Origin of the sequence: Prosthecobacter algae, assembly GCF_039542385.1 — a bacterium.
Taxonomy (GTDB): Bacteria; Verrucomicrobiota; Verrucomicrobiia; order Verrucomicrobiales; family Verrucomicrobiaceae; genus Prosthecobacter; species Prosthecobacter algae.
Genome location: NZ_BAABIA010000006.1, coordinates 384,090 through 401,207 on the forward strand (window position 1 = coordinate 384,090; position 17,118 = coordinate 401,207).

The 17,118-nt window shown below is 61.1% G+C and carries 12 protein-coding genes and 1 pseudogene; 5 read left to right on the forward strand and 8 right to left on the reverse strand.

Going from position 1 to position 17,118, the window contains the following annotated elements; all coding sequences use genetic code 11:
* Positions 1 to 241 precede the first annotated feature (241 nt).
* Entirely contained in the window at positions 242 to 2,635 is a 2,394-nt protein-coding gene (locus ABEB25_RS16215; RefSeq protein WP_345737467.1) for an ABC transporter permease subunit, read from the forward strand.
* Positions 2,635 to 4,455, forward strand: coding sequence for an ABC transporter permease subunit (locus ABEB25_RS16220; protein ID WP_345737468.1), 1,821 nt, complete (start codon positions 2,635 to 2,637; stop codon positions 4,453 to 4,455). Before ABEB25_RS16215 ends, ABEB25_RS16220 begins: the two co-directional genes overlap by 1 nt.
* A gap of 1,067 nt (positions 4,456 to 5,522) precedes the next feature.
* Here ABEB25_RS16220 and ABEB25_RS16225 read toward each other — a convergent pair.
* The 4 genes from ABEB25_RS16225 to ABEB25_RS16240 all read right to left on the reverse strand — a co-directional run bounded on the left by ABEB25_RS16225 (position 5,523) and on the right by ABEB25_RS16240 (position 8,163).
* Positions 5,523 to 6,161, reverse strand: coding sequence for an SET domain-containing protein (locus ABEB25_RS16225; RefSeq protein ID WP_345737469.1), 639 nt, complete (start codon positions 6,159 to 6,161; stop codon positions 5,523 to 5,525).
* A 67-nt stretch (positions 6,162 to 6,228) separates the two neighbouring features.
* Positions 6,229 to 7,101 (reverse strand): ferredoxin family protein, encoded by an 873-nt coding sequence (locus ABEB25_RS16230; RefSeq protein WP_345737470.1) that lies wholly within the window; start codon positions 7,099 to 7,101, stop codon positions 6,229 to 6,231.
* Positions 7,102 to 7,124: 23 nt separating this feature from the next.
* Complete coding sequence (locus ABEB25_RS16235) at positions 7,125 to 7,496, reverse strand: hypothetical protein (protein ID WP_345737471.1); 372 nt, start codon at positions 7,494 to 7,496, stop codon at positions 7,125 to 7,127.
* Between the two features lie 112 nt (positions 7,497 to 7,608).
* On the reverse strand, positions 7,609 to 8,163 hold the full coding sequence (locus ABEB25_RS16240) for a DUF1353 domain-containing protein (RefSeq protein ID WP_345737472.1): 555 nt from the start codon (positions 8,161 to 8,163) through the stop codon (positions 7,609 to 7,611).
* 77 nt (positions 8,164 to 8,240) lie between these two features.
* On the opposite strand from ABEB25_RS16240, the gene ABEB25_RS16245 reads away from it, so the two are divergent.
* Positions 8,241 to 8,846, forward strand: a complete 606-nt coding sequence (locus ABEB25_RS16245; RefSeq protein ID WP_345737473.1) for a hypothetical protein — start codon at positions 8,241 to 8,243, stop codon at positions 8,844 to 8,846.
* 27 nt (positions 8,847 to 8,873) lie between these two features.
* Here ABEB25_RS16245 and ABEB25_RS16250 read toward each other — a convergent pair whose 3' ends face one another.
* On the reverse strand, positions 8,874 to 10,010 hold the full coding sequence (locus ABEB25_RS16250) for an SAM-dependent methyltransferase (RefSeq protein ID WP_345737474.1): 1,137 nt from the start codon (positions 10,008 to 10,010) through the stop codon (positions 8,874 to 8,876).
* 90 nt (positions 10,011 to 10,100) lie between these two features.
* Positions 10,101 to 11,420 (reverse strand): DUF1552 domain-containing protein, encoded by a 1,320-nt coding sequence (locus ABEB25_RS16255; protein WP_345737475.1) that lies wholly within the window; start codon positions 11,418 to 11,420, stop codon positions 10,101 to 10,103.
* 191 nt (positions 11,421 to 11,611) lie between these two features.
* On the opposite strand from ABEB25_RS16255, the gene ABEB25_RS16260 reads away from it, so the two are divergent.
* Positions 11,612 to 12,655 carry a hypothetical protein gene (locus ABEB25_RS16260; protein WP_345737476.1) on the forward strand — a complete coding sequence of 348 codons (1,044 nt, stop codon included), beginning with the start codon at positions 11,612 to 11,614 and terminating at the stop codon, positions 12,653 to 12,655.
* Between the two features lie 4 nt (positions 12,656 to 12,659).
* On the opposite strand, the pseudogene ABEB25_RS24535 reads toward ABEB25_RS16260, so the two are convergent.
* Positions 12,660 to 12,771, reverse strand: a pseudogene (locus tag ABEB25_RS24535) (IS5/IS1182 family transposase); the annotation flags it as partial.
* Between the two features lie 237 nt (positions 12,772 to 13,008).
* Here ABEB25_RS24535 and ABEB25_RS16265 point away from each other — a divergent pair.
* A complete protein-coding gene (locus tag ABEB25_RS16265; protein ID WP_345737477.1) occupies positions 13,009 to 13,791 on the forward strand; it encodes a hypothetical protein in 783 nt (260 codons plus the stop codon).
* A gap of 858 nt (positions 13,792 to 14,649) precedes the next feature.
* Here the strand turns inward: ABEB25_RS16265 and ABEB25_RS16270 are convergent.
* Positions 14,650 to 17,109, reverse strand: a complete 2,460-nt coding sequence (locus ABEB25_RS16270) for a DUF1592 domain-containing protein (RefSeq protein WP_345737478.1) — start codon at positions 17,107 to 17,109, stop codon at positions 14,650 to 14,652.
* Between the last annotated feature and the right edge of the window lie 9 nt (positions 17,110 to 17,118).

Genomic DNA, 17,118 nt, shown 5'->3' on the forward strand with positions numbered 1-17,118 from the left:
GAGCCGAATGCTGGGACTGTCCAGCCTCGGAATGAATCACTTCATCCACACTCTTCGCGGCCCAGGCCCCAGTCACGCCTCTATGATTTGGGCAAATTTCGTCACCCCCAGCCTTTGGCATCGCTTTACCCACCGTCCAATGTGACAATTCCGTCACCTTTGCGTCGTTTTTGTCATTTGCAAAAAGGGCCACCACCGTCTTTCTAGCCATTCGGGTCGGTAAGACCCGGTCTCCTCCCGCATGTCGCCCAGTCCCTCAGACGTACCCGCCACGAAGACACCGGGTGCATCACGCCCCGTTCCAGAACGCTTCATTGTCTCTAAAGGCACGCTGCGCTGGGATCGATTCATGAACTCGGCCATCGTCTTCGGTGGCATCGGCATCATCGTCGCCGTCTCCGGCATCTTTGCCTTCATCGCTCTGGAGATCGCCCCGCTTTTCCAGGGCGCACGGGTGGAAGAAAAGACCAAGATCGCCCTTTCCGCCCCCACGGGTGCCCTGGTGGGCCTGGATGAATGGTCGGAACTGCCCTTCTACTTTGATGGTGGCAGCGAGGTCGTTTTCCAGCCTGTGAAAGGCGGCCCCGCCCAGCGCCTGCCTACGGGCCTGCCCACAGGCACCCAGATCACCGCGAAACGTCACGATCCTGTCACAGGCCGCATGGCCATCGGCACGGCAGATGGGCAGGTGGGCTTTGTCGGCATCCATTACCAGTCGGAATACCAGGCCCAGGGCAAACCGCTGATCAAACCCGCCGTCAAGGCCGAGCCGCTGCTGCCCCTGCGCGAAGCCGCAGCAGCAGCTCCCGCCGCTACGCCCACCCCCGTGCTAGACATGGACTACGCGGACTCAGGTGACAAAAAGCTCTTTGCCGCCATTCAGGAGGTCAATGGCCAGCCCCAGCTCACCACCATGAGCCTGCGGCAAAAAAAGAGCCTCATGGGCAAGGGCAAGACTGAGATTGATGCCCGCGAAGACCTCACCCCCCTCCTCGCCGGGGCCAAGCCTCAGCGCGTCCTCGTTGCGGGTACCGCCGACAGTCTCGTGACCCTCACCGATGCTGGGGAGGTGCTGTATTTTTACCGCCTGGGCAGCGGCTGGGAACTGCGCCAGCGCTTCAAGCCCTTCGATGGCGGCCAGGTTTCCGGGGTGGATTACCTCTTTGGTCAGGTCAGCCTCGTTTGTTACAATGAGCAGGGGAAAGTCCGCATCTTCAGCCTCTTCGTACCCGAGGGCGGCACCATGCGTCTCTTTGGCCAGACCAAGGAATTTCAGCCCCTCGATGGCCCCATCACCTACTACCGCGCCAGCCAGCGGAACAAATCCTTCCTGGTCGGCAATGCCAAAGAGTGCGCCCTCTGCTACGCCACCACGGCCAGCGTGCGCCGCAGCGTGAAGCTGCCCTTTGAGGCAGTCTCCGTGGCCATGGATGCCAAGGCGGAGCACATCGGCTTTCTCGATACTCAGGGCAGTATGCACCTCTATGAGATTAGCGATCCGCACCCGGAAGCTGGCTGGAGCGCCTTCTTTGGCAAGGTCTGGTACGAGGGCTTTGCCGGGCCCAAGTACGAGTGGCAGAGCACCAGCGGCACGGATGACTTTGAGCCGAAGCTCTCCCTCATCCCCCTCATCATGGGCTCCCTGAAGGGCACCTTTTACGCGATGCTCTTCGCGGTGCCCATCGCGCTGCTGGCCGCCATTTACACCTCCCAGTTCCTGGCCCCCGGGATGAAAAAGATCGTCAAACCGGCGATGGAAATCATGGCCTCACTACCCTCCGTTGTGCTCGGTTTCCTCGCCGCCCTTTGGCTGGCCCCGCTCATCGAAAACCGCGTGCCCTCGGTCATCCTGCTGGTCATCTCCATCCCCGTTTCCGCCAGCCTGCTGGGCGTTTTGTGGGGCCGCATGCCCATCGTCTACCGCAACCGCCTGCCGAAAGGAACGGAGTACCTCATCATCGCCCCGGTCATGCTCGGTTTTGCCTGGCTCGGCTGGCAACTCGGCCCGGCTTTTGAGAAAGTCGCCTTTGTCGCCACCATGCCGGATGGCAGCCAGATCGCCGATTTCCGAATGTGGTGGCCGCGCTTCACCGGCATGTCCTATGACCAGCGCAACTGCCTCGTCGTCGGTTTCATGATGGGCTTCGCTGTCATCCCCGTCATCTTCACCATCGCGGAGGATGCCCTTTCGAATGTGCCCCCTTCCCTGACCTCCGCCTCGGAAGCCCTCGGCGCTTCGCGCTGGCAGGTGGTGCGCTCCGTCGTCCTGCCCATCGCCTCCGCAGGCATCCTCTCCGCCGTCATGATCGGCCTGGGCCGGGCCGTGGGTGAAACGATGGTCGTGGTGATGGCCACGGGCAACACGGGCTTCTTCGATGCCTCGGGCAACTTCTTGTTAGGCGAGTTCGGCCTCGGCGGCGGCAAGTTCCCGCTGGCGGACCACTGGAACCCCTTCAACGGCATGCGCACCCTTTCGGCCAACATCGCCGTGGAGCTGCCTGAGGCCGCGCAAAACTCCACCCACTACCGCACCCTCTTCCTCGGTGCCCTGGTGCTCTTCGGCATGACCTTCGTGCTGAACACCGTGGCCGAAGTCCTGCGCCAGAAACTGCGCGACAAATTCAAAATCGTCTGATGCCCCTCGCGACTCCCCAACAGCCGGCCCGTACCAAAGGCGAGGTGAAAGTGTGGCTCACCGCCGCAGGACTCACCCTCGGCCTCATCATGATCAGCGGCCTGCTGCTGCTCATTGCCTTCAATGGCCTCTCCGTCTTCTGGCCGGACCGCGTGGCCGTGTACACCATCAAGGAAGGCGACAAAGAAACCCGCATCGCCGGCAGCCTGGTGAAGTCCCAGCAGCGCCGCAAGCCCGACGGCAGCTTCGTCACCGAGCACTCCATCTTCACCGGCAACAAGGACGCCTACAACCTGGCCTTCCGCTTCATCAACGACTCCGACATCGTCTCCCAAACCGATGCCAAAGGCATTTATGTGGCCGAGCGCATGGAGTATGGCGATGCCATCTTCACCCCCCTGGCCCTGCAACTGGCCGATGGCAAAAAGATCCCCGGTGACGATGCCGCCTTTGCTGGCGAATTCGCCCGCCTCGTCAAGCAAGGCAACGAACGCCGCGAGGAAATCCTGCGTATCGAGAAGCATGAGATTGGCGACATCAATGCGCGCATGAAAAAGCTGGAGGTCCGCTCCCGCAAAGAAGATGTGAAGGCCGAGATCGCCAAAGAGCAGGCCCTCTATCAGACCCTGGCCGACGAGGCACAGAAACTCCGCGCCGCCCAGACCGCCGACAAGCTGCTCTACAAGCTGGCCTCCGGCGAGGAGCGCACGCAGAACGTCGGCGACATCCTCCACTTCTACCAGCCCAACGACCTCGGCCTCGGCGGTCGTTTCATCGTCTTCCTTCAGGCCATCTGGGAATTCCTCATGGCCGAGCCCCGCGAAGCCAATACCGAGGGCGGCATCTTCCCCGCCATCTTCGGCACCTTTGTCATGACGGTGCTCATGGCCTTCATGGTCACCCCCTTTGGCATCATCGCCGCCATCTACCTGCGTGAATATGCCCGCCAGGGATTCCTGGTGCAGGTCGTCCGCATCTGCGTGAACAACCTCGCTGGTGTGCCCTCCATCGTCTTCGGGGTCTTCGGTCTCGGCTTCTTCGTTTATGGCGTCGGTGGCTTCATCGACGGTGGTGTGCAGTATCCCCTCGCGCCCAACTGGTGGTTTGCCGCAGGCATTGGCGCGCTGGCCTGCATCGGCTTCGCGGTGTACCTTTCCACCCACAACCGCACCGCCATCCCCACCCAGCAAAAGCGGCAGAAGTTTCTGCAAAAGGTCGAAGGCACCCTCTGGATCGCCAGCGTCTTCCTGGTCATTATCACCGTGGCCCGCTGCCCCTACTTCGGCGGCTTCTTCAGTGACAGCCTGCCCACGCCCACCTTCGGCACCGGCGGCATCCTTTGGGCCTCGCTCACCCTCGCCCTCATGACCCTGCCGGTCGTCATCGTCGCCACCGAGGAGGCGCTCGTCGCCGTGCCACGTGGCGTGCGGGAAGCCGCCCTCGCCTGCGGTGCCTCGAAGTGGCAGACCATCCAGCGCATCGTCCTGCCCAGCGCCCTGCCCGGCGTGATGACCGGCGTCATCCTCGCCATGGCCCGTGGTGCGGGCGAAGTCGCCCCGCTGATGATCACCGGCGTGGTCAAACTGGCCCCCTCCCTGCCCCTGGACCTCTCCTGGCCCTTCATCCATGCCGAGCGCAAATTCATGCACCTTGGCTTCCACATCTTCGACCTTGGCTTCCAGTCCCCCGATTCCGAAGGGGCCAAGCCCATGGTCTTTGCCACCACGCTCCTGCTCATCCTGCTCGTCGTGGCCCTGAACCTCGCCGCCATCCAGATCCGCGCCCGCCTGCGCAAACGCTACCAGGCCAGCGCTTTCTAATCCTTGGTTAGGCTGAGATGCCTCCGCAGCCGCAGAGCGTCCTGGGCTGCGCCAGTCCTCTGGCGCTTTCGTCAAGCTCATCCGTCCCCGTTCGCCATGGAGCGCGGGCGCTAAGTACCGCGACTGCGGTGATCCCGCCGAGCGTTTCCTGCGTCCTCGCGGGAAACGGTTCTCCAGGCCCGCAGCCCCATGCCTGGCACTCCGTAGCAGCCACCTCGGTTCACGGTCTTCGGCGGGACGCCGAAGACGGCACGCGAGACGCGTGCGCTCCATCTAAAACCCGTCGTCCGCTCAAAGCCCCCCGAGGAGCGGGACTTGGGGATCTTCCGGCCTACCGCTACGCTCCCGCTAGTTCTGTTGGTGTCTAGCCTTTAGGCGATCTTTGAGAAGGTAAGAGAAGTCATTGAATCGCCTGAGGGCTAAACACCAACAGACCGAACAAACCCGCACCCTTGTCACACTTCCTGTTAATCCTGCCATCTTGTTAATCCTGTAAAAACAGCCCATCCCACTCCTCCAGGCCCCCGTTCGCCCCCCCCAAACCACGGGACTTGGCAAGTTCCGCTCCTTGGGGTCTTTCGATCTAACATTCAGGCTCCCGCCAGCTCTGCTGGTGTCTAGCCTTTAGGCGATCTTTGAGAAGGTGCGAGAGGTCATTGAATCGCCTAAAGGCTAAACACCAGCAGACCGAACAAACCCGACCTCTTGCCACACATCTTGTTAATCCTGCCATCTTGTTAATCCTGTAAAAACAGCCCATCCCGCGTACGGGACGCAGGCAGCTACGGGTGAGGATTGGCGGTAGCGTTTACTGGTGCGGGAGTGTGTGACCTAGCGGGGCTGCTATCCGCACAGGGACTGTGCGGGCTACCTTTGAGCCCATCCCGCGTGCGGGACACAGGTGGCTACGGGTGGGCGGTGACGGTGTTTGTTCGGATTATCAAACACACCCTACGATTCGGCCACCTGCTGGCGCAGGCAGCTACGCGTGAGGCTTGGCGGTAGCGTTTATTGGTGCGGGGGTGTGTGACCCTGCGGCGCGGCTTTCCGCACAGGGACTGTGCGGGCTACCTTTGAGGCTTTTTCTTGGTGGCCTTGGTGGTTTTCTTCTGGGCCACTTTGGTGGCGGGGGCGCTGGGGGTGTCGAGGGCATCGAGCTGCTGCTGGAGCTCGGCGGCGCGGGCTTCGAGGGCGGCGATTTTTTCGGCGCGCTGGGCACGGGCTTTGAGGAGGCGGCGCAGCTTGGGCCAGTGCTCTTCATCGACGATGTAACCGACGCAGGAAGGCTTGCCACAGCGGCAGGGGTGGTCTTCCCAGGTATCGAGAGCGAAGCCGTAGTTGAAGGAGAGTTCTTCGCCTTCGGGGATGTCGCGCTTGGCGTGAATCCAGATGCGGCCACGGGTGATGAAGGCCTCGCAGTTCGGCTCGCAGGAGTGGTTGATGAGGCGGGCGGTGTTGCCGGAGGTGCTGCCGTCGAGGTCGTGGGTCTTGTTCAGCGTGAAGATGTACACGGCGGCGCCGCCGGTCTTCGCGGCGCGGGCGGCGAGGGCGTTGCCACGGCGTTCGCTTTCGGCCTTGGTGATTTTTTCACCGGTGTATTCGATGATGGGCGTGCCCGCCGGGATGTGGGTGCGGGAAAAGATGCCGCGCTGATGGATGGCGGAACGGCGGACGATCCACCATTTTTGAGGAGAGGCTTTGGGCATGAGGCGATGTGCAGCGGATGTGGTGCCGATGCTACCAGGAAAGTCAAGCGGGGGTCAAAGTTTCCGCTCAGGAGGCGGGCTGGGCACCCGGCTGGGCGGCGAGGGCTGCGGCGGCGCGGGCCTTGGCCACTTCGGCCTTGCGGAGGATCTCGTCCGGGCTGGGGAGGGAGGCGAGGACATCCATGGGGATGAAGCCATCGCTGACGAGTTTGGTGAGGCATTTTTTGCGCTCGTCGAGGGCCTTGTCCGGGCTGCGCTCTTTGCTGAAGCGGCTCTTGGCGGCGGCGCTGCGGTCCTTGAGCGCGGAGTAGATGTCGCCGCCGAGGAGGGAGGAGATGTCCACCTTCATCTTTTCGCGACCATGGTCGGCGGCGCTGACGTCGTCGCCATTGATGGGGCCGGCCTGGTATTTGGGGAACATGATGGCCACCTCCGGGCAGACGCGGGAGCAGGCGGGGCAGTTGGTCTTGCAGTTGTCGTTGTTCTGGACCTGGATCTTGTTTTCTTCACTGACGCCGTAAACATCGAAGAGGCAGAAGCTGAGGCACTGCATGCAGTTGGTGCAGCGGCTGTAGTCAATGACGGGGAACCAGGGCTTCCACTTGCCGGGTTCGTTCATGGGCTTGTCGCCGCGTGTTTTATCCACCAAGGCGACGACGGTTTCGGGATCGAGATCCGTGATGTCGCGGGTTTCGATCTGGATGCGGCCGGTGACGTCTTCCAGGGCCGGAGCCTGACGCTGGGGGAAGGTGCCGAGGAGGAGCAGCGTGTGATCGTCCGATGGTGTGGCGGTGACACTGGTGGGGGTGACGCGGGATACGGCGTAGCCTTTGTCCAGCAGGGCGGTCATGACCTTGAGGCGGGCCTCGGGCGGCAGTGGCAGGGCACCATTGCCTTCATAAAGGACGACTTTCAGCGGGCGGGCGGTGTGGGTGATCATGACGATGGCAGGCGGGTGAAAAATCAGGCTTCAGCGGCAGCGACGGCTGGCGCGGGGAGTGGGGCATCGGCAGGGCGCAGCATCTGCTGGGTGATGTCCTCGGCGGTCTGGCTGCGCATGTTCAGGATCTCGGTGCCCTCAGGCAAGGGTGCACCCGCCTGATGGAAGAGGCCGGTGACGGCGCGGGGATAGCAGGCGGCGATGCGCAGGCGGCCGCACTGGGCGAGCTGCTGCAAGCGGGGATCGCGATGAGCGGCCATTTCGCAGAGGTCCGAGACCGTCTCGAAGCTGGTGCCGGATTCGCAGAGCTGTGCGAGGACAGCGTTTTTAACGCCGGAGGGGACGACCTGGGCATAGGCGCAACGGCAGTAAAGGAGGACGGGGGCTTCGGGCATGTGGGGGGACGAGAGAGATAACGCGGATCGGCGGCGGATATGACTTCGAATATTGCCGTTTTCGGCCTGGGGATGCAATAGCTGAGATTGCCCGTGTTTTAGAGAAACCTGCTCAGCGCACCCCGGCGGCGGAGAGCTGCTGGCGGAGCTGGGGCCAGGTGACCTGGGCGGGCCAGGTGCGGGGATCGCGATGGGTGGCGGGGATGACTTTGGGCAGGCCCTGCTCGCGCTCCTTTTGGTTCTTCTTCCAGGCGGACTCGCCCCCAGCGCGCACGCCGGCATAGATGGCCTTGCGTTTTACCTCGCCCACACCGCAATCCGCCATGGCCGAGGCGAAGATGCGGTCTGCCTCCGCACGAGTGGTGGTCTGGGACCAGTAGAGCCAGTCATGAACGATGGCGGGGTATTGGTAAGCCTGGCCACCGGACTCAAAGTACGGGCGCAGGCTAGGCGGGATGCTGGCGTGATCCGTCACAAAACCTGCGGGCACGAGGATCTTTTGGCCGGTGGCGGCATCCACATACTCGAGGTCCGCATGGAGCATGGCATGGCGGTGATCAGTAAATGACACGGTGGGCACGGGCGTGATGCTGGCGCAATGCGTGAGCAGCCACGCTGCGAGCAGGGCCTGGGCGGTGCGAGCTAAGAGGCGGAGTGCGGACGGCATGGCGACGAAGGGAAGATGGAGGCGAGGAAGGATTTCGTCGAACAGATTGCGGGCTGGAAAGTCACAGACCGCACGCCATGAACTTTGCCTGTCTTTATCTCATCAGTGCTGGATGCGCAGGTCTTGTCTGGGCTGGGCCTGAAAAGGAGACCGAGGAGAGGACCAGTTACGAGCAGCTTTTCCATGGCGCGCAAAGGCCCTATGCAGAGGCCGGTCCCCCGCCCCAGGCTGGCAGCACGCCAGAGCAGACGGTGCGGGCGCTGTACGAAAACGAGATCTTTTTCCACCAGCGCAATGCCATTCCAAAACAGGTGACTGAACATTTGCAGGGCTGCTTCACCCCTTCCCTGCTGGCGCATTTTAATGAGTGCCGGACCAAGATTGAGACTTGGCTGGCTGATCCCGCAAACGAGGGGATGAAACTGCCGATGAATGAGGGCTCCATCTTCCTGTCTTGCTACGAAGGGGGCACCTCCTTCAAAGTCGGGGAAGCCGTGATCACAGGCGATGAAGCTCGGGTGCCTGTGGTGCTGACCTATGAAGAGGCTGGCAAAACCTACCCGTGGGTGGACATGCCGATGCTGAAGCGTGTGGGCAGCCGCTGGCTGCTGGACGACATCCGTTTCCAGCCGCTGGAGGACATTCGCTGGACCTTGCGAGGGCGGGTTTCCATCGAGGATTGATGCGCCTAACCAAAGGTGTAAAACAGCCTAATCCTTCCGGGTCGGCGCGTTTTTCCAAAATGACTCGCCCACTCCCTGACCCTGTTTTTCGAAGAAGAGGGTGAACTCGTGACGATTGTAGGTGAGGTGGGTCTGGGCAAAGAGGCGGAGGCCTGCGGCGGTGGCGGTCTTGACGATCTTGCGGAAGAGGTCGCATGGTTCCTCCACGGTCTCGATGCGGGGCACCTTCAGCGTGAAGACGATGAGGCCCCGGGGACGCAGGGAGCGCGACAGACGAATGACGTGATCCAGTGACTCAAACGGGGGGCCATTGAGATCGGACAAGAGGGCATCATACACGGTGCCGTCCTGGGGGGTGAAGGTGGCGACATCGGCATGGATGAACTTCAGCCCGGCACGGCCATTGAGGCGCTTATCCAGCGGGGCGCGATCAATGGCGGTGACACGCTGCTCGCGGGCAAGGAGCTCGGAAGTCATGCCACCGGGACAAGCGCCCAGCTCCACCCAATGGCTGCCTGCGGGCATGGGCGGGCGGTGCAGCAGGAGGTAGTGCAGGGCCTCAGCGATCTTCGCCCCAGCGCGGCTGATGGTATCGGGGGAGTCTTGGTCGATGTACTTGCTGCCGCCAGGGTAGAGGCCATTGCAGAGGCGGGGGGACTGCAGGCCGGTGAAGAGGCCTTCTTTGCCCACAAGGCAGTAGAGCGTATTGGCGGCGGGGTCCTGCTCCTCGACATTGCCTGCGGCCATCTTCGGGAAGACCTGGAGGGCGCGGCCACGGAGATTCGAGGCGAGGCTTTTGTAATACTTGTCCGGCGAGGTGGGATTGAGCTGGCCGATGAAAAGGCCCTGGGGCTGGCTTTCGCCAAATTTCTTCAGCAGGGTCTGGGCGGCCTTTTCGATGAAACCCTCCATCTTCTGCGGATTGCAGGGCCAGGTGTGGTGCATGGGCAGATTCCAGCGGGCAAACTTGGCGGCCTCGGACTGGTGGATGGCCTTCGGCGTGAGGGTCTTGATGAGGTGGTACTCATGCCCCAAGCGGGTGCTGGTGCTGCTGCCGAACTGCTGGAGGATGCTGCCGGAAATGCCTTCGAAGATTTCAGGAATGCGCACCAGCCAGGGCTGGGCCTGGGGAGGGGTGGCGAGGGAATCGGCAGCGGGAGTCATGAACCCGTGAAGTCGCCCCGGCAAGGCCGGAGTGCAAGCAGACGGTGAGGGCGGATGACTTTATTGGAAGTGTCCTCCCGCCGCTTGGCCTCAGGAAAGTTGGAGGGCACCGCCGTCGCAGAGTTCGGCTTTGCCGAAGGTCTGCAGGCCAGTGTGGCCCATGCTGTGAGCGACGCTGAGCCAGAGGCGGTTGTGAGCGGCTTTGTCGAATTTCAGGGTACGGCCCATTTTGAAACCGGCCCCGCCGCCGACCATGACATAGGGGATGTCATTGAGGGTGTGGCTGTTGCCTTTGCCCAGTTCGTTGGTCCAGACTAACAAAGTATTGTCCAGCATGTTGCCGTCGCCGGTGGGCTCCGGGGTTTCGCTGAGGCGCTTGGCCAAGTAGGCAAATTCACCGGCGAACCAAGTGTTGATTTTCAGCAGCTTGGCGTAGCTGTCCTTGTTGTCATCGGGATCGTGGGAGAGGGAGTGGTGGCCTTCCTCGATGCCCAGCCAGCGCATCTGCGCCATGCCGACGGAGCGCATGTATTGCAGTGTGGCCACGCGGGCCATGTCATTGGCGAGGGAGTTGACCAGGAGGTCAATCTGCACGCGGCTGATCTCGGGCGTGTTGTCATTCACCAGCTCGATGCTGGGATCAATCTGCGGCACGGGATGGGCCAGCGCGCCCTGTTTATCGGCATTTTCCAGATCCTGTTCCAGACTGCGGACGAGGGTCATGTGCTGGTCCAGCAGGGCTTTGTCGCGGGCGCTGAGTTTGGAGGAGACGCGCTTCAGGTCGCTGCGCACGTCATCCAGGATGCTAACGAGGCTTTCCTTGTCCTTCATGCGGCCGTAGAGCTTGCCCAGCATCTGGTGGGGATCATCCACAGGGGCCACGGGCTGGTTGCCCCCGGCGTAGCTCATGCGCGTCCAGGGATCGGCACGGTCTGGCACGGCGACGCCAAACTCCAGGGAGCCAAAGCGGGTGCGGGTCTCCGGGCGACTCTGGAGGAAGTTTTTGATTTCCTGGTCGATAGAGATGTTGCTGGCCCAGCCGGCCGGATTGCCGCCACCGCCCATGATGTTGCCCTTCAGCAGTTCATCGCAGGTGAGCAGGCAGCTCATGCCGCGCATGTGGCTGTCGCCATCGCCCTGCACTTTGTTGGCGATACCGTGGAGGATCAGAGTCTTTTCCCGGAAGGCTTCCAGGGGCTTGAGGATGGACTTGAACTCGATGTCCGCGCCCTCTTTGTCCGGCCAAAATTCGCCTGGCAGCGTGCCATTGGGCGAGAACATGACGATGAGCCGCTGCCGCTTCTGCGGGGCCGGTGCGCCCGTGATGCTGGGCAGGCCCGCGAGGAACGGCAGAGCCGTGGCGGAGATGCCGAGGTCGCGGAGAAATTGGCGGCGGTTCAGGACTTTCATGAATTGGGGGTGAAGGTGCTACGGAGGAGTGAAGGACTTTCTTGCGGGAAGTTGCAAGGTGGGACCGAGAGATCAACGAAGCAGCGGCCCGCCTGGATGGCATGAAGCAGGCAGGCGGCCATCTGGGGGCGTTGTTTGCGCCGGGGTGTTTTCCCCTTTTACTTTTCTGGCGCGGGCGTTCTCTTAGGCGGATGCCTTCCATTTCCCCTGCCCTTTCGGCGCCGCTGCGGTGGCTGTGCTGCCTTGCCCTCGTCGGGCTGCTTTTCCCTGCCCAGGGCCAGTCCTCGTCCGCTGAAGAGGAAGAGGTGGATCGCCGGACGGAGCTGATGCATGCGCGGGCCTTTGCCGCGGCGATGGAGCGGCAGATGGAACTGCTGCTGGAGAAATTCCCGGCGATGAAAACGGAGATCCAAAAGACGCAGGGCCTGTGGACGCAGTCGCCCCTGGCCCAGGGCAAACGTGCCCTGGAGGAGGACATGCTGCGCGGCGGTGGCGAGGCGATGAAGGCGGAACTGGCCAAGATGGACCAAAACTTTGATGACCCGGTGGAGACGGTGAAGGAGATCACCGGGGAGGCGGAGCTGCGGCTCTTTCTCCAGCGTGTGGAGGAGCGGGCGCGGGGGGACATCAAGATGCCTGCGATCCGTGGCCACTTGCTGAGCTTTTGCCCGAAATATCGGGAACAGCCTGCGCTGGAAATGCTGCAAGGCTACCACACACCGGTGACGACGAAGCGCGAGGGAGTGGAGATCACGCTGTCTTGGCCCATGAGCTGGAAGCCCATGATGCCGCGCAATCCCGACATGACCCAAAAACACGTGCATGTGTGGGGCAACGGTCATCTGAATGGAAATCTTCAGGTGTTTCCTCTGCCCGCTGGCCAGACCGTGGAGGAGGCCTTCAAAGCCTGTACCCCGGCTTCGGAGTCACGCTACTTCAAATCCATCGGGCTGAACCTGATGCAGTTCCAGGAAACGAGGATGGAAACCTTCAATGAGACCGATGGTAAACGCAGCCTGCGGCTGAAGATCGCCACCGCCGAGGGCCCCATGGGCAACACCGGAGCGCACGTGGCCGTGGTGGAGTTCAAGACTTTCTACGAGGGCCAGATGATCATCCTCTTTTTCAACTGCCCCGGCCCCGCCGACAGCCCCATGGCCAAAGAACGCCTGGAGAAATATTTCCCCATGTTCCAGCAAGTGGCGAATTCGATGAGGCTGGAATGGGTGGAGTGAGGGGGATAGCGTAGTGCCAACGATCGCCCTTTTGTCCGGTGCATCTCCGGATCGCGCTCGCCGTTCCTGTTCTTCCTCGAGTTGGGCGCGGCAATGGGGCTTGCGCCAACCCATGTGCTCTAGCGCACGAGCAGCCCTCGCTCATTAAGGTTCACTGACCTGCTCCAGAGTGACTCCTGGTTATTTTGCATACATATTTATCTTATTTATTAAAATTTATTATATTTATTTCATTTAAACTAAATAAAGATTCAATGCATCTTGCAAGACTTAACCCAAGCCATCAACCTTATGCCGCCATGGATTTTACATCCGTGTATTAATACAAACTAAATAACATCAACTCACTCCCGATGAGAAACACCATCAATATACTTATCATTCCGCTGTTTGCCTGCATCATCAGCTCATGCGGCGTCCCCATGTCCAGAGGCTATCAAGTGCCTAAACGTGCAATCAGTTTAGACACTGCGAATTCGAGGTACAGCACCCATGTCACTTCAACTCGGTTTAATTACACCGACCCCGGAAATGATAATTACTTTAGGAAAGTTTATGATAGCAATCAAGGCACTCCACAACAAAAAGTCGTCAGAAATCAAATAGCTAAAGAAATGACAGCTTTAGTGGATGAGAACCACACCATTTATCATGAGTCATTGAGGCGCAACATGACGGGCAGCAACATCATCAGCGATTTCTTAACGATGGGACTGACCACTTCTGCAGCAATCAGCACAGGAGTACAAGCCACCCGAGCTTTGAGCGCTATCGCCACCGGCACCAAAGGGTTAGGAGCCTCTATCAACGGTCACGTGCTTCAACAGCAAACATTGAGTGTTATCCTTAAAGCGATCCACCTCAAAAAAGAAAAAGTTTATGCTGAGATGGCCGTGAATTTCGACAAAGAAGCGACTCAATACACGCTTGAGGATGTCCTTCGCGATTTAGGCCGCTATTGGGAATCTGGACTGCTGCTCAGTGGCATCGCCCAGATTGACTCGACGGTTTCGCAGCAAACAAAACAAGTGGAGACCGAGCAGGACAAAGCTGCGCAAAAGCCTTCAGAAAAAACTACCGGAAAGGCCGATGCCCAAAAAGCCCAAGCTACATTGAAAGCCTTCTCCGAAATGTAGAATACCCATCCGTTTTCTCTAAATTCAAACAGGCTTTGACGGAGGTTATTGAAAGTTCAAACCTTTCTCCGACCTCTGTCAGAGCCTAAGTTTTTTTGGGAGGGTGCGGAATTGTTCCAGGCCTCAAAACTTCTCAGTGCCGCCATGGACAGCCCAAGGAGCGGGACTTGCCAAGTCCCGTGGTTTGGGAAGCGGCGATAGGGCGAGGATGCGGCCCGGATGAATTGGCACGCAAAGGCGCAAAAAATCAGGATCTTGGCGGCTTTGCGCCTTTGCGTGAGTCCTGTTGCTGAGTGGCAAGGAGGAATGGCATCATTTTTCACCCAACCTCTTTTGCCATTTTCTGAAGTGGGGCTTGAGGGTGGGCGGAGGTTCAGGGGCAGGGACTTGGCAAGTCCCGCTCCTTGGGGGGCTTTGAGCGGACGTGGATCGGTGGTGGAATGGGGGGCCTTCTTTACAGGATTAACAGGATGGCAGGATTAACAGGAAGTGTGGCAAGGGGGCGGACGGAGGGGTTTTAGATGGAGCGCACGCGTCTCGCGTGCTGTGTTCGGCGTCCCGCCGAAGACCGTGAACCGAGGTGGCTACTGTGGGGTGCCTGGCATGGGCTTCGGGGCGCGAGAACAGTTTCCCGCGAGGACGCGTGAAACGGCAGGCGGGACGCCCGCGCTCCATGGCAAACGGAGGCGTGAGAGCTTTTCGAAAGCGCCAGAGGACTGGCGCAGTCCAGGACGCTTCGCGGCGGTGTGGCTGCGTGGGCCACCCGCTGGCGCAGGCAGCTACGGGCTGCAAGGGGGCGAACGGAGGTGGGTGAGCTTTCGGCCCCTCCACCCGCTGGCGCGGGCAGCTACGGGCAGACTACTTCTGGGGCACGCCTTCGAGGGCGGAAAGGAGGGTGATCTCGACGAGGAGCTGCTTGATGCTGCAGCCGTGGGCGGCGAAGCTGCGCTGGAGGGTGTCCATGACTTCGGGGCCGTAGGCGGGGATCTGCTGCTTCACGGTGTGGTGGAAGAGGTGGCGGATGAAGGCGCGGTGACCGGCGGGGTTGTCGGCGACGTAGTTGACGATGTCGCGCGGGCCGGTGAGGCGGATGTTTTGGCCCTCTTCGGTGGCGAGCTCGCTGGTGGCGTTGACAGGCTTGTTGTTATCCTGAGTGCGCCAGCGGCCAATGGCATCGAAGTTTTCCAGGCTGAACCCGAGGGGATTGATGGTGGAGTGGCAGGACATGCAGGAGCTGTTGCGGGTGAGCTCGGTGATCTTTTCCCGCATGGTCAGGCTGGGGTTGAAGTGGCTTTCGTCAAAGGTGACGGCCATGGGCGGGGACTTTAGGGAGATGCCGACGATGTTGCGGGTGAGGAAGACGCCGCGATGGATGGGGGAGGTCTGCTTGCTGTAGGCCATGGAGGCGAGCAGATAAGGGTGGGTGACGACCCCGGCGCGCTGTTTGGGATCAAAGGAGACGCGCTGGAACTCGCCGCCTTCGACCTTCTGGCCGTAGAACTTGGCGAGGCGGTCATTGAGCAGGAGGTAATCGGCACGCAGCAGCTCGCGGTAGTCGGACTTCTCGCTCCAGACGACATCGTCAATGAAGCGCAGCAGGGATTCGCGCAGGTCGGCGAGGACTTCCTGATTGAAGCCGGGGAAGGCCTTGGGGTCCTTGGAGGTGTTTTCGGCGTGCTCGAGGTCTAACCAATGATGGAAAAAACCATGCAGTTTGGCCTTGGTGCGGGTGTCGGAGATCATGCGCCAGGCCTGGGCCTGCACCTGCTCGCGGGTCTTCAGTTTGCCCTCGGCAGCGGCCTGGGTGAGCTTTTTGTCCGGGATGGAATCCCACAGGGCGAGGGCCAGGCGGGAGGCGACATCGAAGTCATCAGGCTGGTCTTTTTCCTGCAGGCCGGGATAGAGGAAACGGGGAGATTTCAGGGAGAGGAGGACGACGCGCTTCACGGCCACTTCGGGAGTCTTGGCGCTTTGAAAAAGGGACTCCACGTAGAGCTGCTTCTGCTCTTCGGAGAAGGTGCGGCGGAAGGCGGTCTCGGCAAAGGCGAGGGCGAATTTTTTCAGCTTTTCCACGCGGTCAGGGGCATCGGCCTTGCTGCCGGAGAGGCGGTCCAGATGCTTTTCCACATGCTCGGCAGTGGCGATGGCGGCTTCGGTGGTGGCTTGGTCCCAGGCTTTGCTGATGCTGGAGCCACGCTCATACCCCACGCTGCGGTCATCGGCGGGGAAATTCGTGCTCACGATCATGAGCTGCTGAGGGCGGTCGGTACGCAGGGCGTGCTGGGGGATGATTTCCTCCACACCATGCGGCGGCTTCCACCACAGCTCCACGGAGGCGGACTCCTCCTTGAATTTGAAATGCTCGAGCATGAGGCGGTAGGTGCGGCCACCGACGAGGTAGATGCTCTTGCGCTCTTCGCGGACGGTGGGGCCATTGCTCACCCAGCCGTCGATGAGGGCCTCCTGGTCGTCGTTCACGAAGAGGCGGACGCCGTTTTCGCTTTTGACGATGAATTCATAGACGCCGGTCTCCTCGGCCACCACACCGCCATCCCAGCGGTTGTTGAATTCTTCGGGGATCATCTTCGCGTCATCGGGGCTGGTCTTGCCCCAATGAAAGGCGATGCGGCCATCCACGCGCTCGAAGCGGTGCGGCTTGCGATTTTTGCGCTTTTCATCGGCCTTTTCGATTTCCTGCTGGCGGCGCTTTTGCTCGGCCTTGCGGAGGTCGTTGCGGGCATTGGCGATGAGCTTGCCATCGGCCTTGGCGGCGATGAGTTCGTCGAGCTTGATCTGTTCCGGCAGCTTTTCCTCGGGCTTCTTTTCCTCCGGGGGCGGGATCTCAAAACCGCGGTAAGCCCCCTTCAGGCCGGTCTCAGGATTCACGGGGCGGTCAAAGCCGGGGCCATTGCGGAAGCGGCCCACGAGGTCCATCACGCTGGTGCGGTACTGAGCGATGGTGAGGCGGGTGAGATCCTGCGCGGGCGGCTGGGTGAGGGCCTGCGCTTCGGGGGAATAAAAGGCCTCGTAAATGTAGGCGGCCACCTGTTTGGCATCGTCGCCCACACAGGCGCCCACGTTTTCCTCCGGCATGGTGCGCTCGATCTTGCGGGCCAGCGCCTCCAGGGTGCGGTCGCCGATGAGGGGCTCGTCATACTTGCCATCCACGCCCTGGCCTTTGTCGCCATGGCATTCCACGCAGAGCTTTTCATAGATCACCTTGCCGGGGTGGGGGCCATCGGCGGCATGCAGAAAGGCACCCAGGCCGAGGGTGAGCGCGGGGACCAGAAGGGCGGAAAAGGTATGTCGGGGGGCCATGCGTTTGGC